Origin of the sequence: Desulfurella multipotens (genome assembly GCF_900101285.1) — a bacterium.
Lineage (GTDB): Bacteria > Campylobacterota_A > Desulfurellia > Desulfurellales > Desulfurellaceae > Desulfurella > Desulfurella acetivorans.
On sequence record NZ_FMYU01000003.1, the window covers coordinates 99,960 to 117,350 of the forward strand.

Here is a 17,391-nt window from a genome sequence, read left to right on the forward strand (position 1 = left end):
GGTTTTTATGAAAACAAACCTTTATGCGCAAAGGAACGAAAGGCTTTATCTTAAAAACAAGAAATACAAAGAACCAACAGTTTGTAAAGTTTGTGGGCTTGTTTTTATTGATGGTATTTGGAAAAAAATTGAAAAACCAAGAGGAGAATATTATGAAGATATATGCCCAGCTTGCAGAAGGATTCAAGATAATTATTACGGAGGTATATTGAATTTAAAAAGCGACATTATAAAATCAAAAAAAGAAGAAATAATTAATTTAATGAAAAATAAAGAAAAAGAGAGTGAAAATATTAATCCATTAAGAAGAATAGGAAAAATTGAACAAATAAGTGATAATGAAATGAATGTATACACTACATTTGAACACTTAGCAGTAGCTATTGGCAAAGCTATTCAGAGAGCTTTTAAAGGTGATTTGGATATTAAATATAAAGAAAATGATAAAGTAGCAAGGGTTTATTGGGTTAAATGAAAATACTCCTAACAGGTGCAAGCGGTTTTGTTGGTAAAAATTTAATTGATAAGTTATCCTTTAAATATAAAATCTATGGTTTCTCAAGAAGAAAGATTAATGGAATTGAATACTTTCAGGGAGATATATCAAATATTAAGGATTTAGAAAATGCTATAGCACATGTAGATACTGTAGTACATTTAGCTGGTTTAATTAAGGGCTCAAAAAAAGCCTTTTATAAAACAAATGTTGAGGGTGCAAAAAATTTAAGTCAGCTTTCTGCTAAACATAATGTAAAAAAGCTAATATATGTGAGTTCACTAGCTGCAAGAGGCCCTTTAGAAAAAAATGAGCCTGTTTCTTATTATGGCTATACAAAAAGACTTGCAGAGCTAGAATTGTTAAAAAATTCGCACAAATACAATTTGTTAATTTTAAGGCCCCCTGTTATTTATGGACCACATGAGCAAGAAGTATATAAACTGATTAAATTTGCATATGAAACTAGTTTGTTTTTTATTGTAAAAAAAATGAAATTAAGTTTTATTTATATTGATGATCTAATTGATGCTATTGATTATGCTCTTAATTATAGCTTTTTTGGAACAAAAATATATACAATATGCGAAAATTACTGTTATGATTTTTATAAAATAGCAGACATTATCGAATATCATTTAGGGAAACGTCTAAATAAAATTGTTTTACCTGAAATTTTATTTGATTCAATAAATTTTGGTTTAAAAACAGGTGGGATTTTTTTTGATAAGCTAAATGAAATTAGAGTACAAAAATGGGTTTGTAAGCCAAATGAATTTTGCTTAGACTTTGGATTTGAACCTAAGTTCAATTTATTTAATGGGATGTATAAAACCATAAGGTGGTATAGGCAAAATGGGTGGTTATAGTCCTTTTATATTTACTGATAACGATGAATTTATTGTTATAGATCAGCGGTTTTTACCTCAGATAAAAAAAGTGAAATTAGAAAATTTAAACGATACCTGTATGGCCATAAAGGATATGATTGTAAGAGGTGCACCACTGATTGGCATTGTAGCTGCGTTTGGTTATTATCTTGCAATAAAAAACGCTAAAGATTTAGACGAACTTAATCAAGCTTCTTTGACAGCATATACAAACCTTCTTGCGACAAGACCTACCGCTGTAAACCTGAAATGGGCTGTTGAAAGTCAAAAGAAACTAATAGAACAAAATGCATTTTTGCCTGTAGAAAAAATAATAAAAAAAGTAAGAGCGAACGCTTTTGGTATTTTTGAAGACCAAAAGAAAGCTGATTATGAAATGGCAAAAAACGCACTTGTTTTATTCGATAAAAAAATGAGAATTTTAACACATTGCAATACGGGAAGCTTTGCTACAGGTGGTATAGGCACAGCTCTTGGAATAATAAAATATGCAGCACAACAAAATCTAGTGGAAGAAGTTTATGTTGATGAAACAAGACCGTATTTTCAAGGAAGTAGAATAACTGCTTTTGAGTTATCAAAAGAAAATATTAATTATAAAATTGTAACTGACAGTGCATGTGGCATTTTAATGCAAAAAAAGTTGATCGATTGTATAATTGTTGGTGCTGATAGAATTGCAAAAAATGGTGATGTAGCAAATAAAGTAGGTACATATTGCTTAGCACAACTTGCAAAATTGCATAATGTAAAATTTTTTGTCGCTGCACCAGAGTCTACAATAGATAGAAGTCTTAATAATCTAAGTGATCTTGATATCGAAATTAGAGATTCAAGCGAAATATTAAATTTTAATGGTGTTAATTTAGCACCAGATGGCGCAAAAGCCCTTTATTTTGCCTTTGATGTTACACCGAATTATTTGATAGATTCTATAATTACCGAAAAAGGTATATACAGGCCTGATTTTGAGCTATGAGTTATATCATATTTGAAAATATTGACGACATAGGTATTTTGACATTAAATCGTTACCAAAAAAGAAACGCTATTAATTTAGAATTTATGTATGAGCTTAGTAAAATTATATCTGATATTAAAAATTTGGATATCAAAGCTTTGCTTGTTAAATCCAGCGGTAATGTTTTTTGCTCAGGTGGTGATATTGATTATTTTGCAACTTTGGATTCAAAAGAAAAAGCTAAAGATATGGCTTTTTTAATGCATAATATATTAAATGAGATAGAAAATTTGCAAATTCCAACAATAGCCTGTATAAATGGTAGTGCAGTTGGTGGTGGTGCAGAGTTTATTTTGGCTTTTGATATTAGATTTTTACAAAGTGATAGTTTTATTCAATTTAAAGAAATACAAATGGGTGTAACTACAGGGTGGGGGGGTACTTATAGGTTGGTAAATCTTGTGGGTAGATCTAAAGCTTTAGAGATTTTGCTTTGTGCAAGGCCAATAATGCCAGAGGAGGCTTTAAGCATCGGCTTAATTAATAATTACTTTGACAAAGAAATAATAGTTCAAGAAGCTTTAAAGTTTTGTAAAAGTTTTTCGAAAGAAAATTTAGATCTTATTAAATCAATCAAAACTCTTGTTAAAGAATCGGAGCATTTGAATAACTTTAATGCTATGGCTTTAGAACGTGATATTTTTTCTGATACATGGATGCTTGGGAAAAGGCAATTTGTAATGGATAAATTTACAAAGAGGAGAAAATGAGCATTTTTGATATATTTAAAAAAATAAAATCTGGTTTTACTCAAGAAAAAGAAACACTCAAAGATAAGCCTATAGATCAAAATTACTTAGATCAGCTTGAAGAATTACTTATTACTTCGGATTTTGGAGTTGAAATTACACAGAAAATTATTGAAGAAATAAACAAAAATATTGGTGGATCTGTTAAAACAATTAGAGATGCTGAGTTTGTAATTAGAAATATTCTTTTAAGTGTTCTTGAAAGCGTCGAGAAACCTCTTTATCTAAAAGGATCTCCATTTGTTATTATGGTTGTTGGAATAAATGGTTCTGGAAAAACTACAACTATTGGAAAACTTGCAAGTTTATACTCAGAAAGGGGTAAAAATGTGTTGCTTGTTGCAGCGGATACATTCAGGGCTGCGGCAATTGAGCAACTTCAGGAATGGGCTAAAAAAAGCTCATGCGATATTTTAGCATTACAAACTAAAGCTGATCCTGCAGCTGTTGCATATGACGGTGTTCACAAAGCAATTGCAAAAAATTACGATGTAGTTTTAATTGATACGGCTGGTAGACTCCATACACAAAAGCATTTAATGGAAGAAGTAAAAAAGATAAAGCGTTCTATTGCAAAACTAGGCAATTACCCACAAGAAATATTACTTGTACTCGATTCAACAATCGGTCAAAATGCACTTGTACAAGCAAAAGAGTTTAATAATGCATTAGGTGTAAGCGGAATAGTTTTAACCAAACTTGATAGTACTTCCAAAGGTGGTATTATTTTTGCAATAAGCCAAGAACTTAAAATTCCAATTAGATACATTGGCATGGGTGAAAAAATAGAAGACCTAAGGGCATTTGTTGCAAGAGATTTTATTGAATCATTGCTTGATCCTATAGCTTAGTAATTCTTTTTTTATTATATAAAACCCTATTGGTCCATAAATTAAAGCAGATAATAGTAAACGAAATAAAGCGTTGACAACGTATGTTTTACTAAAATTTATGTTTTTTAGCCCAATTGATAAGAAAATAAGTACAAAAAAAATAACTAGACTTTCTTTTGGTATTTTATATACAATTTTTCCAATTTTTCTTTTAAAATAGTGGTTCAGTATTGCTAAATTAATAAATCCTACAATACTTAAAGATAAAGCTAGCCCCCAAAAACCAAATAGATAGGCACATACAACAGAGGTTATTAGTTTTGCTAAAACTGAGATCATTGATGCTTTAAGTGGAGTTTTTACATCTTTTATAGCATAAAATGCGTTATTTACTATTCTTAATTGTGAAAAAAACAAAAAACCTAACATAAACATGGTTAACGCTATATCGGTATTTGCAGTATCACTTGATGTGAATTTGCCATGTTGAAAAATTATTGTAATCAGATCTTTACCAAAAAATATAAAATACAATGTAATTGGTATGGATAAGTTAAGTATGATTTTTAGTAATTGGTTTGTATTTTCTACCAATTGAGGCTTTTCTAATTTACTAAGCTGAGGTAATGTGGCTTGAGAGATTGCAAGAACAACAATAGCAAATGGCAACTGAAATAAAATATTGGCATAATAAAGGTAAGATATACTGCCTACTTTTAAAAAACTGGCAATGAATGTATCTATCATATCACCAATTTGTAAGACAGAGCCGCTAATTGCTGTAACTGACATTAGTTTTAAAATCTGTTTTGTTGAGTCTTCTATTTTAAATGTATATTGAATTGGAATTTTACCCCATTTTAAACCATAGTAAGAAAAAATCATCTGAAGTATCCCACCAAGCACAACACCAAAGCATAAAGTAAAAATATGAGGTTTAAAAAAATCATATAGAATTAATATAGATACAATCATGCTGATATTTAGTAAAGATGGGGAAAAAGCTCCAACACCAAACTGGTTATAGCTATTCATTATACCCATAAAACATATTGCCATACCAATAAAGAATATGTAGCTAAAATTGATCTTAACAAGCAAATCTAATGTTTTAACATGAGGGTCCAAAAGTAAGCCAGGCGCAGAAATTAAAATTAAGACTTTTGAAAAAATTATGCCAATAATTGTAAAGATAAGCAATATAGTTCCAAAAATTATAATTAAATTTCCTATAGCAACTTTTGCTTTTTCTGGGTTATCTTTATCTATTTTTGATAAAACAGGTACCACAGAAGAATTTATTGCACCTTCACCAAATATTCTCCTAAAATGGTTTGGTATTTTAAAAGCTACAAAGAACATATCTGTATAAATATCTGCACCAAAATACCGTGTTATCAAAAAATCTCTGAAAAAACCTAAAATTCTAGATAGTATTGTAAAAAAAGCAATAATTTTTATATTTTTAAACATTTTTTTTTATTAAAATAACAAATTCACCTATGATTTTCTTTGTTTCAAACAATTTGATTACATCATCAACAGGTCCTCTTATAAATTCTTCATGGACTTTTGTTAATTCTCTAGCTAATACGATATGCCTATTTCCTAGAGTTTGTTTTATATTTTCAAGTGTTTTTATAAGTCTGTTTGGCGATTCATATATAATTATTGTTGCGTCAAGGTCATATTTTAAAAGAATTTTTGATTGTTTAGATAGTGATTTTGGTAAAAAACCCAAAAATATAAATTTATCTGTTGCAAGACCACTTGCTTGTAGAGCACATACAAATGCGCTTGCTCCAGGTATGGGTTCTACTTTGTATCCGTGCTCTATAAAAGCTTTAACAATTCTATATCCTGGATCCTGTATAGTTGGTGTGCCAGCATCTGTAATTAGAGCTATGGTTTTACCCTGACTTGCTATATTTAAAGCAATTGGTATTTTTTTTTGATAATTATGATCATTGTAGGATGTTACGTCTTTTTTTATGTTGTATGTTGATAGCAATATCTTTGAATGCTTAGGATTTTCTGCAAAAATTACATCTACAGAATTTAATGTTTCGATGGCTCTATATGTTATGTCTTTTAAATTACCAATAGGGGTGGCAACTACATAAAGTCTGGTATTCATAGGTTGGCGAAAAATTGCCTTATCTGGCTAATATCATCGCATGGTTTTGCTTCATAACATCTGCCTCGTATGCATGAAGGACCAGCATTTTTAAAGATAATAGGGGCAGTTTTTTTGCAAATTTTCAACATTTCGATCGCAATATCTTGGATTTCTTTTTGGGCTTTTTTGCACGTTCTTAATGTAAAAAAATGAAGTAATTCTCTGGCATTCATAGTAACAATTATATCGGATACTATTGCGCAAGGCAAAACATATCTGGCATCTTCCTTTGGTAAATCTAAGTTTAATAGTTCTTCATAGGCAGACTGAGCTTTCTTGATTATATCATCAAAGATTTCTTTTGCTTTAGTATTGTTTAAGATTTTTTCAGGCACAAAAAAACCAGAAGCTTTTGTATATCTATGAGATTGTTGAGTAAAGCTTGCGATTCTATGCCTTACAAGCTGATGAGATGCTACGCGGCTTATACCTTTTATTAAAAACGTAAAACTTGCATGTTCTAAAATAGATAAATGACCTGATTTGATAATTTTGCTGAGTAAACCTTCTTTATCTTTAGTTTTTGATTGATAGCAAATTTTTGCTGTTTCAAAACAAATATCATCGGGATTTGGTGTGAAATTTAATAGTTTTACTTCCATAACTTACTTCTTAAATATTATAACAGTTTCGTTATCTTTTTGCATGTAATATTGGCTCCTTGCTTTTTGTTCAATTGTCGAGTTTGTAGAATTTACATTTTCTTTGAGATGTTGCACATCTTTTTTTTCTTTTGATATTTCTTTGTTTAGTTGTTCTTTAGTTTGCTGAAGTGTTTTTAAATTTGTATAGTTGTCATAGAAGCTTTTTATTAAAACTCCTATGACAATAATAAAAATCACAATAAGAACATTTTCAAAAATTTTACCAAGTCGGGTAAATCGCATTAGATTTTAACTCTTGTTCAATTTCGAGTAGTCTATTGTATTTTGCAATGCGTTCTCCTCTATTAACAGAACCTGTTTTAATAAATCCAGAATTTACAGCAACAGCTAAATCAGCTATAAATGTATCTTTTGTTTCACCGGATCTGTGAGAAATTACATAGTTATAGCCGTTTTCTTGAGCCATATTTATAACATTAAGTGTTTCAGTCAACGTTCCAATTTGATTTAGTTTGATCAAAATAGCATTAGCAATACCTTTTTCTATACCTTCTGCAAAGATTTTTTCGTTTGTTACAAATACATCGTCTCCAACAAGCATTATATGTTCACCAAGCTCTTCTGTAATTTTTGCCCAGCCTTCTAAATCATCTTCTGACATTGGATCTTCAATTGAGAAAATTGGGTATTTTTCTATTAAGTTGCCAAGCAAATCTATAAGCTCATTGCTGGATATTTTTTTATTTGAAACATAATAATATCCATCTTTGTAAAACTCGCTTGCTGCTAAATCGAGTGCAATGTCGATATCTTCACCTGGAACATATCCGGCTTTTTCAATTGCATCTACTAAGTATTGTAGTGGTTCTTCGTTTGATTTTAGGTTTGGTGCAAAGCCACCTTCGTCACCAACACCTGTTGAATGACCATCTTCTTTTAGAAGTTTTTTAAGCATTTGAAATGTTTCTGATGCCATTTGCATTGCGCTTGCAAAATTTTGGGCACCAACAGGTACGATCATGTATTCTTGAAAATCAATGTTATTATCTGCATGAACACCACCATTAATTACATTAAGCATTGGAATAGGCAGTGTTTTTGCTCCAAGACCGCCAATGTATCTATAAAGAGGTATGTTGAGCTCTCTGCTAGCTGCTTTTGCACAGGCAAGCGATACAGATAAAATTGCATTTGCGCCTAAATTTGATTTGTTTTCAGTTCCGTCAAGTTCTATTAATAAATTATCGATTTCTGATTGTTCTAAAACTTCCATCCCAATTATTTCATCTGCAATTCTATCATTTACATTGGATACAGCTTGAAGTACACCCTTGCCATTGTACCTTTGTGGATCGTTGTCCCTTAATTCTAAAGCTTCTTTTGAGCCAGTTGATGCTCCGGATGGGATTTCAGCTTTTCCAATAGCACCATCTTCTGTTTTAATGATAGTTTTAATGGTAGGATTTCCCCTTGAATCTAAAATTTCAATCGCGTTAACTTCAATTATTGCGCTCATGTTTCCTCCTAAATTAAATATATTTTTTTACCATTTCTTTGTAAGTGTCAATAAGATTTTCCAAATCTTTTTGAGTTTTTGCATTTGCTTCTATGGCAAAATAAGACTTATCTTCTTCTGGATAAAGCAAAACCCAACCTTCCATATCTTTATGGTATATTTTAATACCAAAGGTAGTTAGTCTATCTGTATTTTGTGTATCTTCAAACAACTTTCTCATTACACTACCTTTTTTGTCAAAAGGGCAAGGAATCAAAACTTTTCTTTTTGGTGTTGATTCATACATATTTACGAACTGAGATATGCTTTTTTCTTGTAAACTCAATAGTTCTAGTATTTTAAGTGTAGAGTATATACCATCAAAAAAATACTGGTATTCGCTAAACAAAAAACCACCATTTGCATCTGCACTAAAATCAGCTTTTAAATTATAAGCATTATACATTAATTCTTTCATAGTGAATGGCGATTCATAAAATTCTATATTTAAATCGTTGCAAAGCTTTTCGCACATAAAAGAAGCATTTATTGGCAAAATAATCTTTTTGCCCTTTAGTTTTTGAGCCTGGAGTAAGATTAATGCTCTTACAGCACTTTCATTATCTACTATTTCTCCATGGTTGTCAACTAAAAAAACTTTTTCACAACCAGAATCAAGCATTATACCTAAATCTGCATTTGTACTTTTTGTAATAATTGATAATGTGTGTTGAGCTTGATCAAATTCTTCTTTAGTACGTGTTGTTTTATTGGGTTCTATAAAAGCATTTAAGCTTATTACTTCAATACCTATTTTGCCTAAAATATTTGGTAAAATTTTTGATGCACTGCCATATGAGTAGTCAATAACAACCCTTAAGCTCTTTTGTTTTATACTATCGATGTTTAGCTTATTCAAAATTGAGTTATTGTAGCTTTCTATTACATGATATGGAAAATTTAAATTTCCCACTTTATTAATAGGTGACTTTCTAAAATCTTCTCTAAAAAAAAGCCTTTCTATAGTTTTTTCTTTTGAACTAACAATATCCATCCCATTGTTATCAAAAAACTTAATATCCACAAATTCTGTGTCAAATGGTGAACGTCTCAAGTAAAAACCACCTGATTTACCCGTAGTTTTTATAATGTACCTTATAATAGGTATTGGTGTATCACTTAAATCTTCTACATTTACACCGCATGATAAAACACCAGACATTAAAGCTCTATTTAGCAATCTCGATACGGGGTGCGTATCTCTACCGCAGACTACAGTAGATTTTTCTTTTAAGCTTGTTGCATATGCCGAGCCAAGTTTTGTACAAAACTCAGGTGTAATTTCCAAATTTGCAAGTCCGGTAACACCGTACTTTGCAAATAGCATGTATGACCATTTTTCGGCCCAAATTAGAGATGATGATAAAATTGCACCTGATTCTACTTCTTTGTTTGGCCAGATTTTAACATTTGGTTTTATAATAACATTATTGCCTATTTTTACTGAACTTGATACAACACAATTATCATCAATAATTGTTTGACAGCCTATTGTAACATTATCTAAAATTATCGAGTTTCTTATCTGACTATCTTGCAAAATTTGTGTATTGTCCCATACAATAGTGTTTTCTATATTGCAATTTTTTCCAATGTGTACATTTTTACCAATAATAGAGTTTTTGATTCTTGCCTTGGGTTCAATGATAGAATTTTCACCAATAACAACACTACCTTCTAAAGTTGATGTGAAATTTATATTTGTATTTTTACCAACATAAAAATTTGTATTTTCAATCCTTTCTTCGTTTAATTCAATGCGTACTTTACTTTCTAAGCAATCCATATTTGCTGCAAAATACTCAGATATATTCCCTATATCTTTCCAGTAACCATTATCTATATATGCATTTATTTTTATGTTTTTTTCAAGCAAAAGTGGAAAAAGATCCTTGCTAAAATCAAACTCTGTTTTTTCTGGTATAAGATCATACGCTTCTTTTTCCAATATGTATATTCCTGTATTTATAAGATCAGAAAATACTTCACCCCATGATGGTTTTTCTAAAAATTTTTCAATATTTGAATTGGAATCTGTAATCACTATGCCATATGATGTGGGATCTTTTGTGTGTGTTAAAATAATTGTAGCTTTTGCATGCTTTTTTTTATGTGATTCAATTGCTTTTGTGAGATCAAAATCGCATAGTATATCAGAACTTATAACAAGTATTGTTTCGTTTATATTTTCTTCTACAATTGCATATTTTACCGCTCCAGCTGTGCCATAATCTTCATCTGGCAGAATATAACTTAAATCAACACCAAATTCCTGTCCATCTTGGAAGAAATTTTTTATAACATCATGTTGAAAAAATAACAAAGCACTTATGTTGAGCAGTTGATGACGTTTTAGTAAATTAATTACATGTAGCATGATAGGTTTATTGACTACCGGAACCATTGGTTTGGGTATTTTAATAGTAAGAGGTCTAAGTCTTGTTCCAAATCCGCCTGCCATTAGTATTGTTTTCACTTTTTTCACCTCAATGTTTGGTTCATTTATTTGAATTATACTTCAGTTTCTGTTGTTTGTAAATTAAAAAATTACACACGATGCTGCTAAAATTTTATTATTGTAATATAATAGAGTTTATGATAAAATGCCAATCTGAAAAAACGCACACTTGCTTAATCTTGTGTGCACATGGAGTCTAATATTAGATTTGTGCACATTTAGCAAGTGGTGGTAAATCCATTTTTTAAGGAGTTTGTATGTCGCACATTACGATGAAAGAACTTTTAGAAGCAGGGGTTCACTTTGGTCACCAAACCAAACGCTGGAACCCAAAAATGAAACCTTACATTTTTGCTGCAAGGAAAGGTATTCACATTATTGATTTGCAGCAAACACTCTATTACTTTGAGAAAGCTTACGAATTTGTAGAAGAACAGGCTGCTGCAAACAAAACAATATTGTTTGTTTGCACAAAGAAACAAGGTCAAGACGAAATTAGGGAGGCAGCTATAGCTTGCGGTATGCCTTATGTTACTTATAAGTGGCTTGGCGGTTTGCTTACAAATTTTTCTACTGTCAAAAAAGGCGTAGAGAATCTAAAAAGACTTACAGAACTTGAAGAAAGTGGCGAGATAAATAAGTATACCAAAAAAGAAGCAAAAATTTTAATGAAAAAGAAAGAAAAGCTAGAAAAATACCTCTCTGGCATAAAGAATATGACAAAATTACCGGATGTAATTATAGCAGTTGATACCAAACGAGAAGAACTTGCTATTAAAGAAGCAAATAAATTAAAAATTCCTGTAGTTGCACTAGTTGATACAAATTGTGATCCAGATCCTATAGATTACATTATTCCAGGCAACGACGATGCAATTAGATCAATAAGTTTGCTTGCACAAAAGATGCAAGAAGCTGTGTTGAGAGGAAGAGAACGCTACAATAAAGAAGTAGCAGATAAAATAGAAGCAGAAAAATTTGAAGAAGCTGTAGCTGAAAAAGTTGAAAGTGAAGAAGAGTTTAGTGAAGAGGAGGATTTATAAGAAATGGAAATAAATGCCCAATTAGTTAAAGAGTTAAGAGAACGCACTGGCGCTGGTATGATGGATTGCAAAAAAGCTCTTGAGCAAGCAAATGGCGATATTGATAAAGCTATAGAAAAACTCAGAGAAATGGGGCTTGCAAGTGCTAGAAAAAAATCGCTTAGGGTTGCAAATGAAGGTAAAATAGTAAGCTATATACATGCAGGTGGTAAAATCGGCGTAATGGTAGAATTGAATTGTGAAACGGATTTTGTAGCAAATACAGACGAGTTTGCTCAACTTGCAAAAGACATAGCAATGCATATTGCGGCTACAAATCCACTTTATGTTGACAAAGAAAGTGTTCCTCAAGAAGTAATTGAAAAGGAAAAAACTTTTCAAAGGGAGCAGCTAATAAAAAGTGGTAAACCTGAAAATGTTATTGATAAAATATTAGAAGGCAAAATTAACAAATACCTTGAAGAAATTTGCGTACTTGATCAACCTTTTGTAAAAAACGATATGATTAAAGTAAGAGATTTAATTAATAATGCTATAGCAAAATTTGGCGAAAATATTATACTTAGAAGATTTGTAAGATTTAAGTTAGGAGAAGAATAAGTCGTGGCTAAACCTGCTTATAATAATATTTTATTAAAACTCAGTGGGGAAGCTTTGCTTGGCGAGCTTCCTTTTGGCATAGATGACAAAATGATAAAAAAAATATCCTTCGAAGTTAAACAAGTGTGGGAAATGGGTGTAAGTATTTCTATTGTTATCGGTGGTGGAAATATTTTTAGAGGTATTAAAGGTGCTGCGCTTGGTATGGATAGAGCAAGTGCAGACTATATGGGTATGCTTGCTACAGTAATCAATGGTTTAGCTCTACAAGATAGTTTAGAAAAACTTGATGTGCCCACCCGCGTTATTAGCGCAATAGAAATGAGGCAGATTTCTGAACCATATATTAGACGAAGGGCTTTGAGACACTTAGAAAAAGGTAGGGTGGTAATATTTGTTGCTGGTACTGGAAACCCTTACTTTACTACAGATACAGCAGCAGCACTTAGGGCTATGGAAATGGGCGCTCAAGTATTACTTAAAGCTACGAAAGTTGATGGTGTTTACGATAAAGATCCAATGGTTTATGAAAATGCCAAATTGATAGAAGAAATCACATACATTCAAGTTCTTGATCAAAATTTAAAAGTTATGGACTCAACGGCAATATCTATGTGTATGGAGTATAAATTACCTATTATTGTTTTAAATATAAACAAAGAGGGTATTCTAAAAAGCATAATAGAAGGCAAAAAGGTAGGCACATTAGTTAGCTAAGGAGGCAGTATGATAGATGAAGTTAAACCCATTGCTTCTGAAATGGAAAAAGCTCTTTTAGCCTATAAAAACTATGTTACGTCTCTCAAAACAGGTAAAGCTCACAGTCTGCTTGTTGAAAATATTCTTATTGAAAGTTACGAAAAAAAAATGCCGCTAAAGCAGGTCGCTTCTATTTCGGTTCCTGATGCTACAACGATAATAATTAAACCGTGGGATTTGAGTTTACTAAAAGCTATTGAGAAGGCGATTTTAAAATCAAATATAGGATTGACACCAAATAATGATGGTAAAGTTGTTAAAATTAACATGCCACCACTAACCGAAGAAGATAGAAAAAGTATTGTGAAGCAACTTAAACAAGAAAGTGAAAAATATAAAGTAAATATTAGAAACATAAGAAAAAAGGCAAATACAATTCTAAAAGATTTAGAAAAAGATAAAGCTATATCTAAAGATGATCTAAAAAAAGAAGAAGATGAAATGCAGAAATTAACGGATAAATACATTAAAGAAATAGATAATTTATTTAGCCTAAAAGAAAAAGAGATTTTATCTGTTTAAAATGAATATTCCCAAACATATAGCTATTATAATGGATGGTAATGGCCGTTGGGCCAACCTCCAAGGGAAAAAAAGAATTTATGGTCATTTTATTGGCTCTACAATTATTGATAAAATTGCAAAAAAAGCCAAAGAATTAAAAATCGAATATTTGACTTTATATACATTTTCTACAGAAAACTGGAAAAGACCGCAAAATGAAGTTAATTTTTTAATGAAATTACTTGGTATACAGGTAAGGAAAAAATCAGATTTTATGATGAAGGAAAATATAAAATTTAACTGTATTGGAGATATCACAAAATTACCTCAAAAGCAACAGGAAGCTATATTAAACCTTCAAGAAAAAACAAAAAACAATTCAGATTTAACGATAAATTTTGCAATAAATTACGGATCTTATATGGAAATTATAAGAGCCTGTAAAAACATATGTATGGATTTTAGTTTGAATAAACTTAATTGTGATAATATTGATGAAAATATATTTGAACAATACCTATATACTAAAGATATACCAGATGTTGATTTGTTAATTAGAACTGGTGGTGAAAAAAGGATAAGTAATTTCTTGCTATGGCAAATCGCATATGCGGAAATTATTTTTTTAGATAAATACTGGCCAGAATTTAATGAAGATGATTTAGAGTATTGCATAAAAGAATTTTCAGAAAGAAAAAGACGATTTGGTGGACTTGATGATTAAAAGAATTATAAGTGCAGGTCTGTTAATACCTCTTGTCCTTGCAATTATTTTATATGCGCCGTTGTGGCTTATAAAGCTTATAATTTTAATGGTTGGATTATTATCATACTTTGAATGGTCAAATTTTACTGGATTAAAAGAAAGATATTTGTATTTTGTTTTGACTGCAGTATTTTTATCAACTGTTTTGTTTTACTTTGAGTATATATTTATTGTTTTGATGTTAATTTTTTTAATACATATGATTATTGGTTTTAAAAATATTGATAAAAATAGAATTTTGACTCATTACTATTTGCTTGGTGGTATATTATATGTATCGCTATATACATTTTTTGTAAACATTGTAAAATTAGATAATGGTAGATGGCTATTTTTGCTTGTTTGTGTAAGCATATGGGTTGGTGATTCATTTGCATATTTTTGTGGAAAATCATTTGGAAAAATTAAATTGGCTCCAAATATCAGTCCAAACAAAACTTATGAAGGAGCCATATGTGGCGTAATTTTTGGCACAATTTCTTCTATCATGTTTGCTTATTTTTTAAATATTGATTTAAAAGTAGCTTTTGGCGTAGGTTTAGTATCTAATATGGCAGGTATTTTTGGAGATTTGTCTGAGTCTGTTGTAAAGCGTATATATAACAAAAAAGATTCTTCTAATATCATACCAGGACACGGGGGTATGCTTGATAGACTTGACAGTCTCGCTTTTTCAGCATATTTAGTATATTTAATGTTTTTATGGAAAATATTTTAATATTAGGATCTACAGGTTCAATTGGTCAAAATGTAATTGAAGTTATAAAAAAAGGTTCAAAATATAACATAATTGGTATTGCTTTCAATAAAAATATAACTAAAGCTATAGAGCAAATTGAAAAACTAAAACCAAAGTATGTTTATGTAGGACAGTTAGAATACATTTCTCAATTAAAAAATCTTTTTCCATATATAGAATTTTTTTCACAAAATGAATTGTCTGAATTAATTGCAAAAAATGATATAGATTTTGTTATAAATGCTTTTGTTGGAAGTGCAGGCATATTACCTTCTTATTATGCAATTTATTATAAGAAAAAATTTGCCTTAGCAAACAAAGAAAGTTTGGTAGTTGCTGGAAAGATACTGACAGAATTGGCAAAAAAAAACAAGATTGAAATAGTACCAATTGATAGTGAACACTCTGCAATTTACCAGTGTTTGGAAGGCAAAAGGCAGTACTTAAAAAAAATTATATTAACTGCATCTGGAGGTCCTTTTAGATTAACTGATAAGGAACGATTTGAGAGTATAACAAAAGAAATGGCTCTTAATCACCCAAAATGGAATATGGGTGCTAAAATTACAATTGATTCTGCAACTATGATGAATAAGGGTTTTGAAATTATAGAAGCTGGATGGCTTTTTGACGTGGATAGCAAACAAATTGAAGTTGTTGTTCATAAAGAATGCATAGTACACTCAGCAGTAGAACTTATTGATGGAAGCATTATTGCTCAAATGGCAACACCAGATATGAAGTTGCCCATAGCTTACGCTTTATATAAACCAGATAGAATTGAGTTTGAAAATAAAATTTCACTTATTGATATAGGGACTTTGACTTTTGAAAAACCAGATTTAGATAAATTTGAGCTTTTAGCTTTGGCGCAAGATGCATTTAGAAAAAAAGATAAAAATTGTGGTTTACTATTAAATGCAGCTGATGAGGTATGTGTTGAGTATTTTTTGCAAAATAAGATTAAATTTACGGATATTTCAAAAATAATTAAAAAAATTATGGAGGATTTTGAGGATAAAATGCCTGAAAATATTTTTGATCTACAAAATCAAACACAGCTAATTAAGAAAGAAACTGAAAAAGTAATAGAGAGTTTAAGGAGGTCTTAATGTATATAATATATGGCATATTAGCGCTAGTCGTTATGATTATAATACATGAATTTGGACATTTTATTGTTGCAGTATTAAGTGGAGTTAAAGTAGAAAGATTTTCTATAGGTTTTGGGCCAGTCTTACTAAAAAAACAAACCAAAATAACAGAGTTTGTAATATCAGCTGTACCACTTGGCGGATATGTAAAAATGAAAGGTGAAGAACCCAATAGTATTGACGAAAATGATAAAGAAGGTGCGTTTTATGCTCAAAGTGTTTATAAAAGAATGTTGATAGTATTTGCTGGTCCTTTTTTTAATATACTTTCTGCAGTTTTGTTTTTTGCTATTGCCTATTCTATCGGCATTCAAACTTTGTCGCCACAAATTGGAAAAGTTTTGAAAGATTCTCCAGCTTATTATGCACACTTACAACCAAAAGATAAAATTTTAGAAATTAATAATATAAAATTAACTACATGGGAAGATATGTCTAAAATAATTAAAACTCACAATAATTTAGATATTGTTATTCAAAGGAATGGTAAAATAGTCAAAGTAAATATTAAACCAAAGACAGAAATTGTAAAAAATCCTTTGGGATACAAAGAAAAAATTAATGTTATAGGAATTTTACCTTCTGGTGAAACAACACTTGTTAGATATCCCATATGGAAATCTTTATATTTGGGTATCGAAAAAACAATTTACATTACAAAATTGACTATTGAAGGTATTATTAGACTTATTGGCGGTTTTATACCATCCTCTGAGGTTGGGGGGCCTATAATGATAGTTGATATTGCAAGTAAAGCTGCACAAGCTGGATTTGGCGCATTTTTGATATTTGCTAGTATTATAAGTATAAATCTTGGATTATTAAACTTGTTTCCAATACCTGTATTGGATGGTGGGCATTTAATGTTTTTTACAATCGAAGCAATAAGAAAAAAGCCTGTAAGTGAAAAATTCCAGATTGCTGCTCAAAAGGTTGGCATAGCGCTTTTGATAGTATTAATGGTTTTTGCATTTTACAATGATATAAAACGATTTTTTATACCAAAAAATGTTACAACGCACAATGTAATTAAAAGATGA

General features: G+C 30.4%; 19 protein-coding genes. 13 read left to right on the forward strand and 6 right to left on the reverse strand.

Going from position 1 to position 17,391, the window contains the following annotated elements:
- The first annotated feature begins 7 nt into the window (after positions 1-7).
- The 5 genes from BLQ93_RS02565 to ftsY are packed head-to-tail and all read left to right on the forward strand — an operon-like array spanning position 8 to position 4,007.
- Positions 8-475: a BCAM0308 family protein gene (locus tag BLQ93_RS02565; protein ID WP_092127985.1), complete on the forward strand. Its 468-nt coding sequence runs from the start codon at positions 8-10 to the stop codon at positions 473-475.
- Positions 472-1,365 carry an NAD-dependent epimerase/dehydratase family protein gene (locus BLQ93_RS02570; RefSeq protein WP_092127987.1) on the forward strand — a complete coding sequence of 298 codons (894 nt, stop codon included), beginning with the start codon at positions 472-474 and terminating at the stop codon, positions 1,363-1,365. Before BLQ93_RS02565 ends, BLQ93_RS02570 begins: the two co-directional genes overlap by 4 nt.
- Positions 1,352-2,365 carry an S-methyl-5-thioribose-1-phosphate isomerase gene (gene mtnA / locus BLQ93_RS02575; protein ID WP_092127990.1) on the forward strand — a complete coding sequence of 338 codons (1,014 nt, stop codon included), beginning with the start codon at positions 1,352-1,354 and terminating at the stop codon, positions 2,363-2,365. Before BLQ93_RS02570 ends, mtnA begins: the two co-directional genes overlap by 14 nt.
- A complete protein-coding gene (locus tag BLQ93_RS02580; protein WP_025392116.1) occupies positions 2,362-3,117 on the forward strand; it encodes an enoyl-CoA hydratase/isomerase family protein in 756 nt (251 codons plus the stop codon). Before mtnA ends, BLQ93_RS02580 begins: the two co-directional genes overlap by 4 nt.
- Positions 3,114-4,007: a signal recognition particle-docking protein FtsY gene (gene ftsY / locus BLQ93_RS02585; RefSeq protein WP_092127992.1), complete on the forward strand. Its 894-nt coding sequence runs from the start codon at positions 3,114-3,116 to the stop codon at positions 4,005-4,007. Before BLQ93_RS02580 ends, ftsY begins: the two co-directional genes overlap by 4 nt.
- On the opposite strand, the gene murJ is transcribed toward ftsY, so the two are convergent.
- From murJ to BLQ93_RS02615, 6 genes are read right to left on the reverse strand one after another with little or no spacing between them, the layout of a single operon-like run.
- Positions 3,984-5,462 (reverse strand): murein biosynthesis integral membrane protein MurJ, encoded by a 1,479-nt coding sequence (gene murJ, locus BLQ93_RS02590; protein WP_092127994.1) that lies wholly within the window; start codon positions 5,460-5,462, stop codon positions 3,984-3,986. The two genes, ftsY and murJ, sit on opposite strands and share 24 nt — an antisense overlap.
- Positions 5,455-6,126 (reverse strand): 16S rRNA (cytidine(1402)-2'-O)-methyltransferase, encoded by a 672-nt coding sequence (gene rsmI, locus BLQ93_RS02595; RefSeq protein WP_025392113.1) that lies wholly within the window; start codon positions 6,124-6,126, stop codon positions 5,455-5,457. The genes murJ and rsmI overlap by 8 nt, the downstream gene beginning before the upstream one ends.
- Positions 6,123-6,770 (reverse strand): FAD-dependent thymidylate synthase, encoded by a 648-nt coding sequence (gene thyX, locus BLQ93_RS02600; RefSeq protein ID WP_025392112.1) that lies wholly within the window; start codon positions 6,768-6,770, stop codon positions 6,123-6,125. Before thyX ends, rsmI begins: the two co-directional genes overlap by 4 nt.
- A 3-nt stretch (positions 6,771-6,773) precedes the next feature.
- Positions 6,774-7,010, reverse strand: coding sequence for an FtsB family cell division protein (locus tag BLQ93_RS02605; protein ID WP_159427475.1), 237 nt, complete (start codon positions 7,008-7,010; stop codon positions 6,774-6,776).
- Positions 7,011-7,032: 22 nt separating this feature from the next.
- The gene (eno, locus tag BLQ93_RS02610) at positions 7,033-8,289 is read right to left on the reverse strand and encodes a phosphopyruvate hydratase (protein ID WP_092127996.1); all 1,257 of its coding nucleotides are present in this window, start codon (positions 8,287-8,289) and stop codon (positions 7,033-7,035) included.
- Positions 8,290-8,302: 13 nt separating this feature from the next.
- Complete coding sequence (locus BLQ93_RS02615) at positions 8,303-10,804, reverse strand: sugar phosphate nucleotidyltransferase (RefSeq protein ID WP_092127998.1); 2,502 nt, start codon at positions 10,802-10,804, stop codon at positions 8,303-8,305.
- A gap of 239 nt (positions 10,805-11,043) precedes the next feature.
- On the opposite strand from BLQ93_RS02615, the gene rpsB reads away from it, so the two are divergent.
- The 8 genes from rpsB to rseP are packed head-to-tail and all read left to right on the forward strand — an operon-like array spanning position 11,044 to position 17,391.
- Positions 11,044-11,829, forward strand: coding sequence for a 30S ribosomal protein S2 (gene rpsB / locus BLQ93_RS02620; protein ID WP_025392108.1), 786 nt, complete (start codon positions 11,044-11,046; stop codon positions 11,827-11,829).
- 3 nt (positions 11,830-11,832) lie between these two features.
- Entirely contained in the window at positions 11,833-12,429 is a 597-nt protein-coding gene (gene tsf / locus BLQ93_RS02625; RefSeq protein ID WP_025392107.1) for a translation elongation factor Ts, read from the forward strand.
- A gap of 3 nt (positions 12,430-12,432) precedes the next feature.
- The gene (gene pyrH, locus BLQ93_RS02630) at positions 12,433-13,146 is read left to right on the forward strand and encodes a UMP kinase (protein WP_025392106.1); all 714 of its coding nucleotides are present in this window, start codon (positions 12,433-12,435) and stop codon (positions 13,144-13,146) included.
- A gap of 9 nt (positions 13,147-13,155) precedes the next feature.
- Entirely contained in the window at positions 13,156-13,710 is a 555-nt protein-coding gene (gene frr, locus BLQ93_RS02635) for a ribosome recycling factor (protein ID WP_025392105.1), read from the forward strand.
- Between the two features lies 1 nt (position 13,711).
- Positions 13,712-14,416 carry an undecaprenyl pyrophosphate synthase gene (locus BLQ93_RS02640; protein WP_092128000.1) on the forward strand — a complete coding sequence of 235 codons (705 nt, stop codon included), beginning with the start codon at positions 13,712-13,714 and terminating at the stop codon, positions 14,414-14,416.
- Complete coding sequence (locus BLQ93_RS02645) at positions 14,409-15,176, forward strand: phosphatidate cytidylyltransferase (protein ID WP_092128002.1); 768 nt, start codon at positions 14,409-14,411, stop codon at positions 15,174-15,176. The genes BLQ93_RS02640 and BLQ93_RS02645 overlap by 8 nt, the downstream gene beginning before the upstream one ends.
- Positions 15,161-16,309, forward strand: coding sequence for a 1-deoxy-D-xylulose-5-phosphate reductoisomerase (gene dxr / locus BLQ93_RS02650; RefSeq protein ID WP_092128004.1), 1,149 nt, complete (start codon positions 15,161-15,163; stop codon positions 16,307-16,309). Before BLQ93_RS02645 ends, dxr begins: the two co-directional genes overlap by 16 nt.
- Entirely contained in the window at positions 16,309-17,391 is a 1,083-nt protein-coding gene (gene rseP / locus BLQ93_RS02655) for an RIP metalloprotease RseP (RefSeq protein ID WP_025392101.1), read from the forward strand. Before dxr ends, rseP begins: the two co-directional genes overlap by 1 nt.

Coding starts and splice junctions, on each gene's coding strand:
- BLQ93_RS02565 (WP_092127985.1), top strand. CDS start 8: ATGAAAACAAACCTTTATGCGCAAAGGAACGAAAGGCTTTATCTTAAA.
- BLQ93_RS02570 (WP_092127987.1), top strand. CDS start 472: ATGAAAATACTCCTAACAGGTGCAAGCGGTTTTGTTGGTAAAAATTTA.
- mtnA (WP_092127990.1), top strand. CDS start 1,352: ATGGGTGGTTATAGTCCTTTTATATTTACTGATAACGATGAATTTATT.
- BLQ93_RS02580 (WP_025392116.1), top strand. CDS start 2,362: ATGAGTTATATCATATTTGAAAATATTGACGACATAGGTATTTTGACA.
- ftsY (WP_092127992.1), top strand. CDS start 3,114: ATGAGCATTTTTGATATATTTAAAAAAATAAAATCTGGTTTTACTCAA.
- murJ (WP_092127994.1), bottom strand. CDS start 5,462: ATGTTTAAAAATATAAAAATTATTGCTTTTTTTACAATACTATCTAGA.
- rsmI (WP_025392113.1), bottom strand. CDS start 6,126: ATGAATACCAGACTTTATGTAGTTGCCACCCCTATTGGTAATTTAAAA.
- thyX (WP_025392112.1), bottom strand. CDS start 6,770: ATGGAAGTAAAACTATTAAATTTCACACCAAATCCCGATGATATTTGT.
- eno (WP_092127996.1), bottom strand. CDS start 8,289: ATGAGCGCAATAATTGAAGTTAACGCGATTGAAATTTTAGATTCAAGG.
- rpsB (WP_025392108.1), top strand. CDS start 11,044: ATGTCGCACATTACGATGAAAGAACTTTTAGAAGCAGGGGTTCACTTT.
- tsf (WP_025392107.1), top strand. CDS start 11,833: ATGGAAATAAATGCCCAATTAGTTAAAGAGTTAAGAGAACGCACTGGC.
- frr (WP_025392105.1), top strand. CDS start 13,156: ATGATAGATGAAGTTAAACCCATTGCTTCTGAAATGGAAAAAGCTCTT.
- BLQ93_RS02640 (WP_092128000.1), top strand. CDS start 13,712: ATGAATATTCCCAAACATATAGCTATTATAATGGATGGTAATGGCCGT.
- BLQ93_RS02645 (WP_092128002.1), top strand. CDS start 14,409: ATGATTAAAAGAATTATAAGTGCAGGTCTGTTAATACCTCTTGTCCTT.
- dxr (WP_092128004.1), top strand. CDS start 15,161: ATGGAAAATATTTTAATATTAGGATCTACAGGTTCAATTGGTCAAAAT.
- rseP (WP_025392101.1), top strand. CDS start 16,309: ATGTATATAATATATGGCATATTAGCGCTAGTCGTTATGATTATAATA.